This window comes from Paenibacillus aceris (assembly GCF_017874035.1).
Classification (GTDB): Bacteria; Bacillota; Bacilli; order Paenibacillales; family NBRC-103111; genus Paenibacillus_E; species Paenibacillus_E aceris.
The window spans coordinates 19398-34359 of sequence record NZ_JAGGKV010000031.1 but is presented as its reverse complement, the minus strand read 5'-3'; the positions used below and the strand labels follow the sequence as shown (position 1 = coordinate 34359).

Here is a 14962-nt window from a genome sequence, read left to right as displayed (position 1 = left end):
CGCATTCTAGGTGTAAATGGACATACGAAATGTAGCAATGATATAAGTCTTCTCATTATGGATGAAAAATGATTTCATGTAAAGGAAGTGGGAGAAGGCTTGCTTTGTGGGATATAGGTCTATTTTTTATCCATCATGGCTTTGCATGCCTTCCTTTTTTATTAAATCGATAAAGTTCTGTGCAGTGTTGGATAAACGATGATTTTTTAGCCATATGAGTCCGACAGGGGAAGACATCTTCGCTGTCTCGGATATTTTATGAATATTTACTTCATATCCTTTGTGCCTTTTAAGCAGCGTTTCCGGAACGATCGACGCACAAAAATCAGAAGAAATCAAACTCATCAAAAGCGAAATGTCGGAGCATTCGCCCATTATGTTGGGAGGCAGATGGAGCTGGGAGAATGCTTCCAGGATTAAATAATGTACGCCTAATCCTTGAATGCTAGGCAGCATGAGCGGAAGGTCTTGAATGTCAGCAAGCGATACATCATGAGCGAACTGTTTCTGCTTATTCGAGGTAATCAAGTAGAACGGCTCGGTATAGAGGTGGAGAAAGCATAAATCATCGCCCAGCTCCAGTGGCATTCGAATGAACGCCAGCTCGACGGCCCGGCTTCTTACCAATTGACATAGATGAGCGGATTCGCTTTGCTGAATTTTGTATGTCACCTTGGGATACTGTGTTTGAAATTGATGAAGCACTTCGGGCAGCTCTGCAACCGAAAATGTATTTACGCCGATCGTCAGCGTACCGTTTTTCCCGATGCCAACTTCTTTCACTTCGAGTTTGGCTTCTTCCATTAATTGCACCATTTGCAAAGCATAATCATACAGCTTTTTTCCAGCTTCGGTTACTTTCAAATACTTACCGGTTCTCTCCACCAAGAAGGTGCCGAGTTCCTCTTCCATTGCTTTCAATTGCTGGCTTAATGGCGGTTGTGAGAGATGAAGTCTTTTCGCAGCGGCAGAAACCGTCCGTTCCTCCACAATCGCTATAAAATATCGCAGTTGTCTGATGTCCATCGTCGCGGTCACTCCTACTTATATATGTAAAAGCTAAGTAAAACTAATTTTATATATATTTTTCGTTTGAATGTCTACATGTTAACATATGTATATCGAAAGAAGAACCCACAAGCGGCAGATATTGTCTGCTGATTAACGTATATGAGGAGGCTCAATGAAGATGAATGACACTGATTTGAAGTATCTGCGACGTTGTATTGAACTTGCAAAGGCTGCTTTGGAGGCAGGCGATGAACCGTTCGGTTCAGTCCTTGTCTCAGCCAACGGACAAGTGCTTGCGGAGGATCACAACCATGTTGCCGGCGGCGACCATACCCAGCATCCGGAGTTTGCGTTGGCGCGTTGGGCAGCCAGCAACATGACAGAGGAAGAACGAGGGAAGGCAACCGTTTATACCTCGGGCGAACACTGTCCGATGTGCGCTGCGGCCCACGGCTGGGTTGGATTAGGCCGGATTGTGTATGCGAGCTCTTCCGAACAGTTGGCACAATGGCTGAGTGAAATGGGGGTTGCTGCGTCGCGTGTCCGCAATCTTCCGATCCAAGACGTCATTCGTGACACTGACATAGACGGTCCTGTACCTGAACTCGCGGAGCAAGTTCGTGAGCTCCACCGCCAGTTCTACGAAATGAGACGGTGAGCCCGTCATTACGTCCTCTTGTCCAATTAGCACTACCACTATGTTACCGTCTGGATCAATGATGAATTGCAGCTTCATTCATTATCCAGTATACTTTTTAGGAAGTGATTAATCACTAATAAGCTGCAGAGGAGTCAAGTGTTCATGGCTAAAGACGCAACGACCGCCGTTAACCGCAGATCAGATATTATTTCCGCCGCAATCGAAGTGTTTGCCGAGATCGGTTATTATCGGGCAACTACAGCACAGGTCGCTGCGCGGGCGGCTATCTCGCAACCTTATATTTTCCGATTCTTCCCAACAAAAGAAGCACTTCTGATGACTGCACTGGAAGTCTCGTGGGGGCGCATTATTGAATCCTTCCGCCAAGTTGTTGAGTCCGCTTCCCCGGAGAAGCTCGAGACAGACTTGATTACGGCCTACGAGGAAATTCTGGCAAGTTACCGGAATGAAGTATTTCTTCAGATGCAAGCACAGACAATCCAGGAAGATTCTATCCGCGAAACCATGCGGAGTGGATTTCGGGAAGTGCGTCTAATCGTACTTGAAGCTTTCCGCAAGGCAGAGATCATGAATGCTGAAGAACGAACGATGCTATTTCTGGCAAGAGGGATGTTATGCAACATTGCAGAAGCCATTGGCATGCCCGAATTAAAGGAACCGTGAGGGAAACGATAAAACGGTCTTCCTCACGGTAGAAGCTCTAAATTAGTAATTGACCAATCAATAACAGGGTGATATGATAATTTTAAGTTAGTGATTGATCAATAACAAACAAGGAGTGAGGATGAGAAACATGAAAAAAGCAATCGTAATTGGAGCAACGGGCGGAACGGGAGCAGCGATAACGGAAGAACTGGTCAAACGCGGTGTAAGTACAATTGCTTTTGGGCGTTCACTTAAAAAACTGGAAATGTTGGCTAACAGTCTGGGGAATCCCACACATTTGATGCTTGCGGAAGGGGATGCAATGTGTTCGAAAGATATTGTCGCTCAGGCAGGCGGCGCAGACGTATTATTCCATTGCGCGAACGTACCTTATCATGAGATGGCGGCCAAGTTAATACCGTTAGGCGAATCGGTGATGGAAGCAGCGGAACGACTTGCGATTAAAGTAGTAGCGATTGACGGGATCTATCCTTATGGAAAAAAACAGATGGATCTTGTCACAGAAGAGCATCCTAAACAGCCCCATACGAAAAAAGGAAAAGTTCGTCTGGATTACGAACGAATGTTATTCAGTGAGCGGTGGAGTAACGCAAAGGTCATGATTGTTCGCTTGCCCGATTATTACGGTCCTACGGCTAATGAAGCGTCGTATTTAGGTTCAACCTTAGAAGCGATTGCTGCAGGGAAAATGGCCTTTTTCATTGGCAACATGCACGTTCCGCGGGAATTCATCTATTTACCGGATGCAGCTAAGATGGTTACCGAGCTGGCCTGCAAAGACTTCGCTTATGGGCAAAACTGGAATATACCAGGAGCCGGGGTTATTTCGGGGCGGGAGATTGTGCGGATTGCTCAAGCGGCAGCCGGTCATGGTAGTCCGGTTTTTCCATTGAAAAAAATAGGTTTATCGCTGCTTGGCATGGGCATACCCGTTATGAAAGAGGTCGTCGAGATGCTTTACTTAACCGAAGAGCCGCTTACGCTTAGTGGAGATAAATACAAACGGTTTATCGGACCGATCACCGCGACGCCGTTTCAGGAGGGGATTACCTCGACGATGTTGGCATTACAGGGGAGTAAGCTATCTTTTAAATATTAGTTATTGATTGATTAATAACAAAGTAAATTGTTTATATTCATATCTATTTATATTTAATATAATTAACTATAAATGATAAGGGAGGGAATAATTTACTCGTGAGTACGAACATTCAGATACAGGAAACAACCATATGCCCAAATTGTCAGGAAACAATTCCTGTTCACAAAGGCTTTCTTACATGGTGCGATAAATGTGAGTGGAATTTAAAGGCTGATGACAAAAAAGGTAACCCCAAAAATGCTTTTGAACGTACGTATTTGCAGGTTGGCGAGAAAATGGGTTCGGGTTTATTGCAGACAATGCTGAATAAAGGCAGCTTACGCACTACTTTTTCATGGTTTCGCCTGTTCACCTACCTTTTTGCCTCTGTTATTCATTTGTTCAGTTTGTTTCTCTTTATAAGTGGGCTGCTTCTGGTAGTTTTCAATTACTCAAATATCATTATTCTGATACTGGGTTGCCTGTTACTGCTATTTTCGTGGGTAACTAGACCTCGCTTTCATAAATTGAATGAAAAGCCGCTGGCAAGAGACGCATTTCCTGCCCTTTATCGCGTAATGGATGATATCGCCAAAGTAATGGGATCAGAAAATGTGCACGGCGTTGTGATAAACGAAAAGTTTAACGCCTCTTACAGAGAGATTGGTTTGAAGCGGAGAAAAATAATCACTTTAGGACTGCCGCTGATAGAAATTCTTGATGAAAAAGAATTAACTGCATTAATTGCACACGAGTTAGCTCATGGTATCAATGGGGATCAAAATAGGAGTTACTGGGTAGGCTCCGCTTTTTACACGTTAACTTACTGGTATACTGTTATACGACCGGATCGGCTTTGGGATCCCGGTTATCGGGTTCTTGCTTTTTTCATGTTTTTTGCTAATCTTGTTCTGCTTGCATTATCGCATTTCATTTATTTTCTACTTCATATTTTGTGTCATCTATTTTGGCAAGATTCGCAACGTGCTGAATATTTAGCCGATCAGCTCGCCGCTCAGACGGCAAGTCCTAAGGCCACGATATCCCTATTAAATAAGCTGCATCTTGACGGTATGTTTGAATTTACAATTTTAAAAGTAATCAACTCAAAGAGATCAGATCATTTTTTTGATGATTTTAAAGAGCAAATCAGGATTTTACCGCAAAGGGAAATGGAACGCTTACAGCGAGCATCTGTAAAGGCTGGAGCACGGCTAGATGCAACACATCCTCCTACTGCAAACCGAGTCTCCTTCATCTCTAACTTAGAACACGATGAACCGTCATACAGAATGGAAAAGGAAACTTTTGAACAGCTGCATTCTGAGTTAGATAAATTAAGATCATCTATGGAACACAAACTGATCGATTATTATAAAAGATATGTATTACTGCAGTAAAAATTAAATAGCAGCAAAACCACAAAATCCCCACTCTATGGCATGAGGGGGATTTTTAGCAGAGTGAATGTTATTTCTTGACCTTTAATAACCGCATACTATTCAATATGACAATTAACGCGGCACCTGTATCACTGATGACTGCAATCCATAAGGTAAGCAGTTCAGGGAAAATGAGCATCAAGGCTGCTGCCTTAATGATCAGTGAAAACCATATATTTTGTTTGATGATTTGTATCGCTTTACGGCTAAGTTTAACTGTGTGGGGAAGCTTCTCTAAATTATCGGCCATTAACACAATGTCGGCCGTTTCCATTGCCGTATCCGTTCCGACCCCACCCATTGCGATACCTAGATCGGCCGTTGCAAGGGCTGGAGCATCATTGATTCCGTCTCCTACCATTGCAACGATATGCCCCTCGTTTTGCAGCTGCTTAATAGCAGTCACTTTATTCTCAGGCAGCAGTTCAGCAGAGTATCGGGTTACTCTTGTCAGTGAAGCAACCTTTTTTGCCGTGCCCTCATTATCGCCTGTTAACATCACGACATGATGGATCCCAACACGTTTAAGGTCGCGAAGAGCTTGAACCGACGTCTCCCGAACGATATCTGCAACAGCGATTACACCGAGTATGTTATCTTTTGTGCCAACGATAACAATCGTATTGCCTTCTTGTTGAAGGGATCGAATGTGTGATTCCAATTCACCAAGAGGGCTGTGTAACTCTTGAAACAATTTAAGGTTACCAGCGAAATACTCCTGTCCGCTTATAATCGCTCCTACGCCTTTCCCCATCAGATTTCTAAAGTTATAACCTTCACGAGGGGAGTGTCCCTTTTCTTTGGCATAATCAACGACAGCCTTGGCGATGGGGTGAGCGGAATATTCTTCTAACGTATGAGCAATGGCCAACAGCTCATCTTGTGTTGTCCCCGAGGGGATAATTTGAGTAACCTTAGGTCTTCCCTCGGTTAACGTACCCGTTTTATCAAAGGCAATCGCAGACAGCTTTCCAGCAATCTCCAGAAAGGCACCGCCTTTAATCAAAACACCATTCTTAGCCGCATTTCCGATCGCGGATACAATCGCTACCGGTGTTGAAATCACCAATGCACAAGGACAAGCCACTACCAGTAATTCTAACCCCTTATAGAACCACTCTCCCCAAGTCCCAGGACTAAAGAGCGGTGGGAAAGCCATAACAGCAAGGGCTAGAATGAATACGATTGGCGTATAGATACGAGCAAATTTATCGACAAAAGCTTCCGTTGGCGCTTTTTGTTCTTGGGCTTCTTCAACCAGGTGAATGATCTTGGATATCGTCGTATCTTCGACTAATTTTGTAACGGTAATCTCCAATGACCCATGCTCGTTGATTGTTCCTGCATAGACGGGATCACCAATGTGCTTATCAACCGGAATGGATTCGCCAGTAATCGGCGACTGGTTTACGCTTGATTCCCCACTGATTACGACTCCGTCAAGCGGAATTTTATCGCCAGGTTTAACTACGATGATTTCTCCAACCGCAATCTCTTCTACAGGCTTTCTAGCAAGCTGTTGACCGTTCTTAACAAAAGCTTCTGATGGAGCAAGATCAATTAGGCTTCGAATCGAGTTGCGAGTCTTTTCTATTGAACTTGCTTGAAGCATATTTCCTAAGGCAAATAGCCATACAACGGTTGTGCCTTCAAACCATTCCCCAATCGCTGCCGCACCAATCACCGCAGCTGTCATGAGTACATTCATGTCCAAAGAACGGCTTTTAACAGCGTAATAGGCACTTCGCGCCGGCTTATAGCCACCGAGTATGATGGCTATCACATAGAGCAAGTTTATTAGTGTAAGCGGAACATCAAAGTAGGATCCAAGAAAACCAAACAGAAGCAAGACACCGGATAAGACAACGGAGTTTATGCCTGATTTATCTTTCTTTATTTCGCGAGCTCGTCTATTTGAGACCAAGGATGCTTTGTAGCCAGCTCTTGATACTTCTTTGATAATCTCATCTACAGTATTATCATGTTCAATGGTCATTTTCCCCGAGGCAAAATGGACAGCTACATGCCTTACGGCGGAATTCATCTTAAGGTGATTTTCAATCGTTAACGCACAGGAACTGCAATCCATCCCGTTAACGATAAATTCACTCTTATGTCCCGTTGCTTCAGAAATCGTTTCATTGCTTACTTCTTGGCTGGTCTCGTGCGTGCTGCAGCAAGTATCTTTTGATGGTGAAGTGACTTTATTTACGTTATTGAGATTGAGGCTTTTTACAAACTTTAGTTCTTTAGGTTTATCAGAACAGCACTCATCCTTACAAGTCGTATCCGTACCATGCTGTTCGTTATCTTTGTTCATATTGGGGTTCCTCCTTTATCATTTAGAGCAACAATCCAATTCATCATTTTTTTCGCAGGCAGCGACTTCTTCCTCAACTTGAGTGAAAACGGCCTCCATAATATCCAGAAGTTGAGAGATCTGTTCGCTTCTTAAACTGTAGTAAATGAATTTGCCTTCCTGCCGGCTAACGATAATGCCGCAGCCTTTTAGACAAGCCAAATGCTGAGAAATATTGGACTGGTTCCCCTTAAGGTCATCCACAATTTGCGATACTGTTTTTTCAGTGTTCTTAATGCTTTCGAGTATTTGAAGTCTTGTTTTATCACTAAATCCACGCAGGAACTTAGCTTTGACTTCATGACTTGTTTTTACCATTTGGCAAGACCTCCATTGTCACATTAGCATTTACTAATATGAATTATATTAGCGATATCTAATATGTGTGTCAATAAAAAAAAACAGCCGAATAAAACTAAAACTCGTATTGCCCTTACATGCAACTTCTGCTAAGATGATCTAGACTTATTAAATTACTTTAATAAGTGGGACGACTATTTAGATGAAAGGCTTTGATCTACATGACGAACGTGTTTAAGACGCCGAAAGAGATGAGGGAACCGTTAATTCATCGTATCCGCGCGGGACTCATTATTATGGGAAGCGCTACGAAAGTGGAGCTCAGTCAGCGGTTGGGGATAAGCTTTCCAACGATCAGCAAGTTTATGGCTCAGATGGAAAAGGACGGGGAAATCAGCTATACAGGCGATGATGATTCCAACGGAGGTAGAAGGGCAAAGCGGTATTCCTATGATCCGGAGTACATGTTGGGATTAGCTATTTTCATAGAAAAGAACGAAACCAATTATTCGATATTTAATTGTATTGGGGAGGTCAAAGAGCAGGGAACAAAGCCAAGCGTATTACAACAAGATGTTCAACTGCTGGCGGACCTTATTGAATCGCTAATTGAGAAATATCCAAGGCTTCGTTCCATCGCTATCGGAGTGCCTGGGGCCGTTAACAATGGGAAAATCATCTTTATCCCGCCATATCAGCAATTCATTGACTATGATTTGAAAGGAGAATTTGAATCCCGATTCCAAATACCGGTCGTAGTCGAAAATGATATGAATGCATCGGTGCTTGGCTATGCGTCGAACTTCGAGATAGAGAACGAATCGCTGGTTTACCTATATTTCGGTCAGAACGGACCGGGTTCCGGAATTATGATCAATGGTGATGTCGTGCGAGGCAGCACGTTTTTCTCGGGTGAGATTTCTTTTGTACCTCAGTACGATAATCGATCTTTCCACCAAGCACTGCAAATGGAGAAGCGTAATCGCGGGATTTTATTTGCTGAAGACAGTCAGATTGATGCAGTCGCTCGATTAATCGCCACATTCGCAGCCATCCTTAACCCTCGGGCAGTTGTTTTCTGCGATGATGAGGTAGACGAAGTGCTTTTGGCTAAAATCGCAGATCGAAGTTCGGCCTATATCCCGCAAATACATTTACCAAAGCTCCTGATTAGCAATTGGAGACAAGATTACTTGACCGGCTTGCAGCATTTAGCACTTAATCTGATGATTGCGGATTGTTGCTAGACAACAATAATACTCTCTAGAAGGAGTGGTACGATGGCAACCATGTTTTTAGTTGTTATCTATCTGGCGTTTATTAGCCTAGGAATTCCTGATTCTCTGCTGGGATCGGCGTGGCCCGTGATACGGCCCGACATGGGTGCTTCATTTGGCTTCGCGGGGATCTTGTCGATGATTGTGGCAGGAGGAACCATCGTTTCCAGTCTAGTAAGTGGGAGCTTGGTTCAGCGACTGGGGACGGGTAAAGTTACTCTGATCAGCTGCTGCCTTACTGCAGGAGCGCTGCTTGGGTTCTCTATGGCACCTTCGATGGTCTGGCTTGTCTTTCTGGCTATTCCTCTTGGTTTAGGCGGAGGTGCCATTGATGCGGCACTAAATCATTATGTAGCTGAAAATTATAAAGCCCATCACATGAACTGGCTGCACTGTTTTTGGGGTGTAGGGGCAACTCTGGGACCCATTATTATGTCATTTTTTATTGCTGAACATAACTCCTGGAGAGATGGTTATACAACGGTATCTATGATACAGTTCACACTCGCTATTGTATTGTTCGTTACGCTCCCCCTATGGAAACGTGTCGCTGTTATTAGGGAGGCTGAGCGTCTGAATAGTAAGACTCCACAAGACCAGATCGGAGAGTTGATACAGCCAGCAGCTAGTTCCAAAGCTAACGTATTCCAGATCAAAGGTGTTAAACAGACACTTATCGCTTTTTTGTTCTATTGTGGGGTTGAATCCACTGTCGGATTATGGGGGTCCAGCTATCTGGTCGGTGCAAGAAATATGACAGCCGAGACAGCTGCCGGGTGGATATCTTTATACTATGGTGGAATAACGATTGGAAGACTGATTACAGGGTTTATTACTCTGAGAGTCCATAATCGTGTGTTGATCCGGTGCGGTCAGATGATTGCCATTGCGGGTGGACTAATCTTGTTGCTTCCGCTGCCTCAACTATTCTTGATAGGGCTTATTTTTATTGGACTTGGGCTCGCTCCCATCTACCCTGCTCTGCTTCATGAAACGCCTACACGCTTCGGTCGCGAAAATTCCGCCAAGCTAATGGGATATCAGATGGCAGTCGCGTATACGGGAACCACGTTTTTGCCTCCGCTCTTTGGATTGCTCGCTACACAGACGACCATAGATTTATTCCCTTTTATTGTGCTTGCTTTTATTGTTTTGATGATGATGAGTGCAGAGAAAGTAAACCATATTTTGAGCAATCAAACTAAATCTAATGGCATTAATTATTAACGCTCTAATAAGTACTAAGAAAGGATTGGACTTTCTGGCGTACATATAACGCGGTTGAGCACAGCTCCCCTGAAATGGGGAGTTTTTTGCTTTCATTTGTTTTTAAGGAACTAAGCATATAATAAATTTCGTGAAAGTTCGGAAATCAAATACTTGCGTATCTTAATATAGTTATTGATATATTCGGGAGGAAATGTAATGAAGAAAGTGGTCTTCATCATCGCAATGATCACAGCAATACTGGGCCCAGTTGGAATCGCTTATGGAGAGACCAGTCCTCCGGCTAATTATAGCGGCACAGGTGTTGTGATCGATAGTTCGACAGGAGAGGTACTTTATCAAAAAAACAAAGATGAACAAGCATTTCCTGCCAGCCTAACGAAGCTTATGACCGCCATTCTCTTAGAAGATCATGTGGGGGACGGTGAATGGATGACGGCTAGTAAAAAAGCCACTCAGCAAGAAGTCAGCAATTTTGTGTTCAATATGAAGATCGGTGAGAAGATGCAAAAGGAAGAAGCCTTGAGGGCACTGCTCGTGATCTCGGCCAATGATGTAGCAATGATGATAGCCGAACATATTGGAGGCGATGAAGCCGCTTTTGCCACGATGATGAATACTAAAGCAGCGTCGATCGGCATGACACACACGCATTTCGTTACACCTAACGGTCTGCATGATCCCCTACATTATACAACTTCCTTTGATATGGCTCTGCTTGCCAAAGAAGCTATGAAATATCCCGCCATCATGGAAGCAATGGGAACCGAGAAGACAGAGGTGAAGACGGACCAGCGGACTGTACTTATAAAAGATCGCAGCTTCATTTTTCAGAATCCAATAGCATTAGGAGGGAAAACAGGTTTTACTAACCAAGCTCGAAACACGTTAATTGAATATATGAAAAAAGACAATAAAACGGTCATTGCAGTTGTCATGAAATCATCGCGAGGAAATGAATATCAAGACGTGCAAACGATAGGAAACTATGGACTCGACCACCTCGATGTACAGCAGATGTTTAAGAAAGGGGATATCGCCGGTGAGACAACCTTTTATGGTGAGAACGTTCTAGGTGTACTGGGGAATTCATATGTTTTGACCAAACGAAAAGGTGATGCTGCTGTTTATACGTATTCGCCAGTTTTTACGCCGTGGCAAAGTGGGAAGAAAACGATCGCGGCCGGCGAGGTGATTGGCGATTATCAAATTAAAAAAAATGGGGAGATGCTGATGCAAATTCCAATTGTGTCCGCCAAAGAAGTCATTCAAGTTGATACTGCCCCAATCACCAAAGGGATAAGTCAATCATCATCAACAAATTGGCCAATTTTGGTGATTGCTGGCCTATTGCTCTTAGCACTTGGTTCATTCATTCTAATGCAAAAGCGCAAACAACAAAAGTTAACTTCAACATACACTCAGAAAAACTATGATGCCTGAATAATGGGGGCTTATTTTTGAGATTCAGGCAGGGATAAAAGAGTTGGTACTGTCACAAACGTATATCCTTCATTTTTTAAGAGGGGGATTAATTGTTCAAGGGCTTTCACTGTATTTGATAAACTCTCTTTCTTTCCGATTGCACAATGCTGTAAAATGATTCCACCTGGTTTCAATTCTTTTTTTACATTTCTCATAATTTGTTGTGTTGACGTTCCAGCCCAATCCCTGGTATCAACTGACCAATCGACGATGCTTAGTCCCATTGAAGTAATGGTCTTAATTTCAGAGCTGCTAAGAGCCCCAAAGGGTGGCCGGAACAAAGTTGGACGGAAACCAACTATGGAATTCAATTCATCTTGCGTTGTGTTTATTTCTTGATTCATTTCTTCGTTACTTATTTTAGTGAAATCGGAATGATCCCAAGAGTGATTCCCAATGACGTGTCCCTCATTCACAATTCTCTTCACAACTTCAGGATGGGCTTTCGCATTTTCACCTACAATAAAAAACGTGGCTTTAACGTTATTTTTTTTAAGTATATCTAAGATTTGCATGGTGTAATGATTATCAGGCCCATCATCAAAAGTAAGTGCTACTTGTTTTCCCTGTTCGGGACCTGCATAATACAGTGCTTTCACATTGTTATTCATTAGCGTCGTGGATGGCGGATGCCCCACATCTAGATCTGGAGTTGTCGTACCAGCAACTGCAGGAGATGGCACAACTTTTGAAGTATTTGCCTGTTTATCATTTGCTGCACAAGCTGTAGTTAAGGTAAGTAATAGAAACGAGATAAGTACATATTTTGACCTATTCATGGGTGTATCCTCTCTTTAATCAAATCAAGGGTCATTCCTAATTATATATCAGAGATTCATTAGGGCTTAGTGTCCATTTTGTGAAAGAACTTCCTGAAGTTCTACGCCAACATCTAGTTCATTTTAATATAGGACTAATGAGAGTTTTTATTTTGATATAAGTCAATTATGGCTACTAATCCTAAGCACATATGAACAATACACCTACATTTTACAAGGATTTCTGTTGTCCAATATCGAAATTTTCAATAAATACTTTCGAAGGTGTGTGATGAAATGAAGGAAAATATGTGGAATTGGGCTGGGAATTACAAGTATAGCGCTTCTGAACTCCATAATCCGACAAGTGTGGAGCAAGTACAGGAGTTAGTGGCTCGCAATAAGCACATCAAGGTGCTTGGCACAAGGCACTCGTTTAACAGCATCGCGGATTGTACCGAAGCTCTTCTTTCGCTTCAGAACCTTAACCGTGTAATAGCACTAGATACTGTGAAAAATAAGGTAACGGTTGAAGCAGGAATCCGGTATGGAGAGCTATGTGAGTATCTTCATAACCATGGCTACGCGATTCACAATTTGGCGTCGCTGCCGCACATAACGGTTGCTGGTGCATGCGCTACGGCAACACATGGTTCTGGTGATCGGAATGGCAATCTTGCTACCGTGGTTGATTCTATGGAAATCGTTCAGGCGTCAGGCGACATGGCTGTATTCTCCCGTGAGCAACAAAACATCGCAGGTTCAATAGTTGGGCTTGGAGCATTGGGCGTAGTCGCTAAAATTACACTGGATGTGATCCCGACATTTCAAATGAGTCAACATGTTTACGATAATCTGTCTCTCGAGCAGCTAAATGAGCACTTTGACGATATTTTTTCCAGTGCTTACAGCGTAAGTCTATTCACTGATTGGAAGAATGCGAATTTCAATCAAGTCTGGATAAAGCGGAAACTGACGGATCAAGACTCTGAACAGGTGGAACCTGAGTTTTTCGGTGCGCAATTAGCAACTTCACCTCGACATCCAGTGCCAGGACATACAGCGGAAAATTGCAGTGAGCAGATGTGTATTGCGGGACCATGGCACGAGAGATTGCCGCATTTTCGCATGGATTTCACTCCGAGTGCTGGAGAGGAGCTGCAAAGCGAGTATTACGTGCCGCGGCAAGAGGCCTATCGGGCATTGAATGCGCTTAATGGAATACGGGAGCAGATCTCGCCACACCTGTATGTTTCTGAAGTTCGTACGATTGCACAAGATCATTTGTGGATGAGTCCTAATTACAAGCAGGATTCGGTTGCTATTCATTTTACGTGGAAACCGAATTGGGAGGCAGTCAAACAAGTGCTGCCGATGATCGAAAAGCAACTTGCGCCTTTCCAGGCTCGTCCGCATTGGGCGAAGCTGTTTACCATGCAGCCCGCTCAGTTGAAGCCGCTATATGAGAAGCTGCCGGACTTCCGACAACTGGTCCTTCATTGTGATCCACACGGAAAGTTTCGTAACGACTTTTTGACGAAATATGTGATCGAGAACTAAATTTGGCAAATGCCTCGGCAACTATATTTCGCCTTGAGGAGGTTTATTCGATGAATGTTGTGGTTACAGAATACAAGGATAGTTGGAAACAAAAGTTTGATGAGGAGTCTCAAAAAATAAAAGATATTTTCGGAAATGAGTTAATTGCCATTCATCACATAGGCAGCACATCTGTTCCAGGGCTCAAAGCCAAACCAATCATTGATATCATGCCAGTAGTAAAAGATATCAAACAAATCGATTTGTTTAACGAACAAATGACAGGTCTTGGTTACGAATGTATGGGCGAGCTTGGCATGAAGGGAAGAAGATATTTCCGAAAAGGCGGGGATAATCGCACGCATCAAGTACATGTCTTTCAAGGAGATAACAAGGAAGATATCACTCGTCATCTGGCGGTGAGGGATTACCTCCGAACACATCCCGATGAAGCAAATCGTTATGGAGATTTAAAAGAAAGCCTCGCCAAACGATTCCCAAAGGAAATTGAGGCTTATATGGACGGGAAGGATGCATTTGTGAAAGAGCTGGAAAGAAATGCGCTAAATTGGCACTCAGCGCAAGGGGAGTTAGGCTAACTATTCAGCAGTTTCATCAAGGTCTTCGTTGTATGCCAAAATCCCGCGTTTAAAATAATGAAGTTTTGCATCTGAAGTAGTTTCCATTAAATTGGTGATCAGCAGTTCAACACTTTCTTTGTAATTTTGGCTATTGTAGAGGGCCATGGCGAGAAATACTTGAATTGCCCGATTCTCTGGAAATTCCCTCTCACCTCTGCGTAACGTCTCAACAGCTTTCTGGTAGTACCCCCAGTAGCGGTATGTACTTCCCAGACCCATCAGGCATCTTTCTAGGTCAGGGCCAGTTAGGCCCAGCGTAAGAGCACGCTCATAATATGGAATGGCCTCACGTCCAAGACCGGAATTATCATGCACGATCCCGGTTTGGTAGTTGATTTCCGCATCATCCGGGTATTCGGAAAGCAATTCTAACAACTGATCTCGAACCTCACTTAAGATCACTTGATCTTGCTTGGCTCGACCTTCTTCACGCCGTTCAATTAGTTTGCTTAATTCGTTTCTTGTCATTATAATCACCATTCCTGAGTTTGGCTGTCTATTTTAGATGAACCCAT

The 14962-nt window shown here is 43.4% G+C and carries 14 protein-coding genes; 9 read left to right on the top strand and 5 right to left on the bottom strand.

The genetic code is table 11. From position 1 onward, the window contains the following. Positions 1-126 precede the first annotated feature (126 nt). The gene (locus tag J2Z65_RS31785) at positions 127-1026 is read right to left on the bottom strand and encodes a LysR family transcriptional regulator (RefSeq protein WP_167052666.1); all 900 of its coding nucleotides are present in this window, start codon (positions 1024-1026) and stop codon (positions 127-129) included. A gap of 163 nt (positions 1027-1189) precedes the next feature. Here J2Z65_RS31785 and J2Z65_RS31780 point away from each other — a divergent pair, with 163 nt between their 5' ends. The 4 genes from J2Z65_RS31780 to J2Z65_RS36000 all read left to right on the top strand — a co-directional run bounded on the left by J2Z65_RS31780 (position 1190) and on the right by J2Z65_RS36000 (position 4819). Beyond that, positions 1190-1669, top strand: coding sequence for a nucleoside deaminase (locus tag J2Z65_RS31780; RefSeq protein WP_167052664.1), 480 nt, complete (start codon positions 1190-1192; stop codon positions 1667-1669). Between the two features lie 144 nt (positions 1670-1813). Next, positions 1814-2335: a TetR/AcrR family transcriptional regulator gene (locus tag J2Z65_RS31775; protein WP_167052662.1), complete on the top strand. Its 522-nt coding sequence runs from the start codon at positions 1814-1816 to the stop codon at positions 2333-2335. Between the two features lie 130 nt (positions 2336-2465). Next, positions 2466-3437, top strand: coding sequence for an SDR family NAD(P)-dependent oxidoreductase (locus tag J2Z65_RS31770; protein WP_167052660.1), 972 nt, complete (start codon positions 2466-2468; stop codon positions 3435-3437). Positions 3438-3535: 98 nt separating this feature from the next. Then, on the top strand, positions 3536-4819 hold the full coding sequence (locus J2Z65_RS36000) for a M48 family metalloprotease (protein WP_167052658.1): 1284 nt from the start codon (positions 3536-3538) through the stop codon (positions 4817-4819). 70 nt (positions 4820-4889) lie between these two features. Here J2Z65_RS36000 and J2Z65_RS31760 read toward each other — a convergent pair whose 3' ends face one another. Further along, positions 4890-7181 (bottom strand): heavy metal translocating P-type ATPase, encoded by a 2292-nt coding sequence (locus J2Z65_RS31760; RefSeq protein WP_167052656.1) that lies wholly within the window; start codon positions 7179-7181, stop codon positions 4890-4892. Between the two features lie 18 nt (positions 7182-7199). Further along, positions 7200-7538: an ArsR/SmtB family transcription factor gene (locus J2Z65_RS31755; protein ID WP_167052654.1), complete on the bottom strand. Its 339-nt coding sequence runs from the start codon at positions 7536-7538 to the stop codon at positions 7200-7202. Between the two features lie 203 nt (positions 7539-7741). On the opposite strand from J2Z65_RS31755, the gene J2Z65_RS31750 reads away from it, so the two are divergent. The 3 genes from J2Z65_RS31750 to J2Z65_RS31740 all read left to right on the top strand — a co-directional run bounded on the left by J2Z65_RS31750 (position 7742) and on the right by J2Z65_RS31740 (position 11467). Then, positions 7742-8767, top strand: a complete 1026-nt coding sequence (locus tag J2Z65_RS31750) for an ROK family transcriptional regulator (RefSeq protein ID WP_167052652.1) — start codon at positions 7742-7744, stop codon at positions 8765-8767. Between the two features lie 33 nt (positions 8768-8800). Further along, entirely contained in the window at positions 8801-10024 is a 1224-nt protein-coding gene (locus J2Z65_RS31745) for an MFS transporter (RefSeq protein ID WP_167052650.1), read from the top strand. A 198-nt stretch (positions 10025-10222) separates the two neighbouring features. Then, a complete protein-coding gene (locus tag J2Z65_RS31740; RefSeq protein ID WP_167052648.1) occupies positions 10223-11467 on the top strand; it encodes a D-alanyl-D-alanine carboxypeptidase family protein in 1245 nt (414 codons plus the stop codon). Positions 11468-11478: 11 nt separating this feature from the next. Here the strand turns inward: J2Z65_RS31740 and J2Z65_RS31735 are convergent, their stop codons facing one another. Continuing rightward, positions 11479-12288 carry a polysaccharide deacetylase family protein gene (locus J2Z65_RS31735; RefSeq protein WP_167052646.1) on the bottom strand — a complete coding sequence of 270 codons (810 nt, stop codon included), beginning with the start codon at positions 12286-12288 and terminating at the stop codon, positions 11479-11481. Positions 12289-12564: 276 nt separating this feature from the next. Between J2Z65_RS31735 and J2Z65_RS31730 the strand changes: the two genes are divergently transcribed. Then, entirely contained in the window at positions 12565-13827 is a 1263-nt protein-coding gene (locus J2Z65_RS31730) for an FAD-binding protein (protein ID WP_167052644.1), read from the top strand. Positions 13828-13877: 50 nt separating this feature from the next. Beyond that, positions 13878-14405 (top strand): GrpB family protein, encoded by a 528-nt coding sequence (locus tag J2Z65_RS31725; protein WP_167052642.1) that lies wholly within the window; start codon positions 13878-13880, stop codon positions 14403-14405. Here the strand turns inward: J2Z65_RS31725 and J2Z65_RS31720 are convergent, their stop codons facing one another. Beyond that, a complete protein-coding gene (locus J2Z65_RS31720) occupies positions 14406-14915 on the bottom strand; it encodes a tetratricopeptide repeat protein (protein WP_167052640.1) in 510 nt (169 codons plus the stop codon). Positions 14916-14962: the final 47 nt, after the last annotated feature.

Coding starts and splice junctions, on each gene's coding strand:
- J2Z65_RS31745 (WP_167052650.1), top strand. CDS start 8,801: ATGGCAACCATGTTTTTAGTTGTTATCTATCTGGCGTTTATTAGCCTA.
- J2Z65_RS31780 (WP_167052664.1), top strand. CDS start 1,190: ATGAATGACACTGATTTGAAGTATCTGCGACGTTGTATTGAACTTGCA.
- J2Z65_RS31750 (WP_167052652.1), top strand. CDS start 7,742: ATGACGAACGTGTTTAAGACGCCGAAAGAGATGAGGGAACCGTTAATT.
- J2Z65_RS31755 (WP_167052654.1), bottom strand. CDS start 7,538: ATGGTAAAAACAAGTCATGAAGTCAAAGCTAAGTTCCTGCGTGGATTT.
- J2Z65_RS31735 (WP_167052646.1), bottom strand. CDS start 12,288: ATGAATAGGTCAAAATATGTACTTATCTCGTTTCTATTACTTACCTTA.
- J2Z65_RS31770 (WP_167052660.1), top strand. CDS start 2,466: ATGAAAAAAGCAATCGTAATTGGAGCAACGGGCGGAACGGGAGCAGCG.
- J2Z65_RS31775 (WP_167052662.1), top strand. CDS start 1,814: ATGGCTAAAGACGCAACGACCGCCGTTAACCGCAGATCAGATATTATT.
- J2Z65_RS31760 (WP_167052656.1), bottom strand. CDS start 7,181: ATGAACAAAGATAACGAACAGCATGGTACGGATACGACTTGTAAGGAT.
- J2Z65_RS31725 (WP_167052642.1), top strand. CDS start 13,878: ATGAATGTTGTGGTTACAGAATACAAGGATAGTTGGAAACAAAAGTTT.
- J2Z65_RS31730 (WP_167052644.1), top strand. CDS start 12,565: ATGAAGGAAAATATGTGGAATTGGGCTGGGAATTACAAGTATAGCGCT.
- J2Z65_RS31720 (WP_167052640.1), bottom strand. CDS start 14,915: ATGACAAGAAACGAATTAAGCAAACTAATTGAACGGCGTGAAGAAGGT.
- J2Z65_RS31785 (WP_167052666.1), bottom strand. CDS start 1,026: ATGGACATCAGACAACTGCGATATTTTATAGCGATTGTGGAGGAACGG.
- J2Z65_RS31740 (WP_167052648.1), top strand. CDS start 10,223: ATGAAGAAAGTGGTCTTCATCATCGCAATGATCACAGCAATACTGGGC.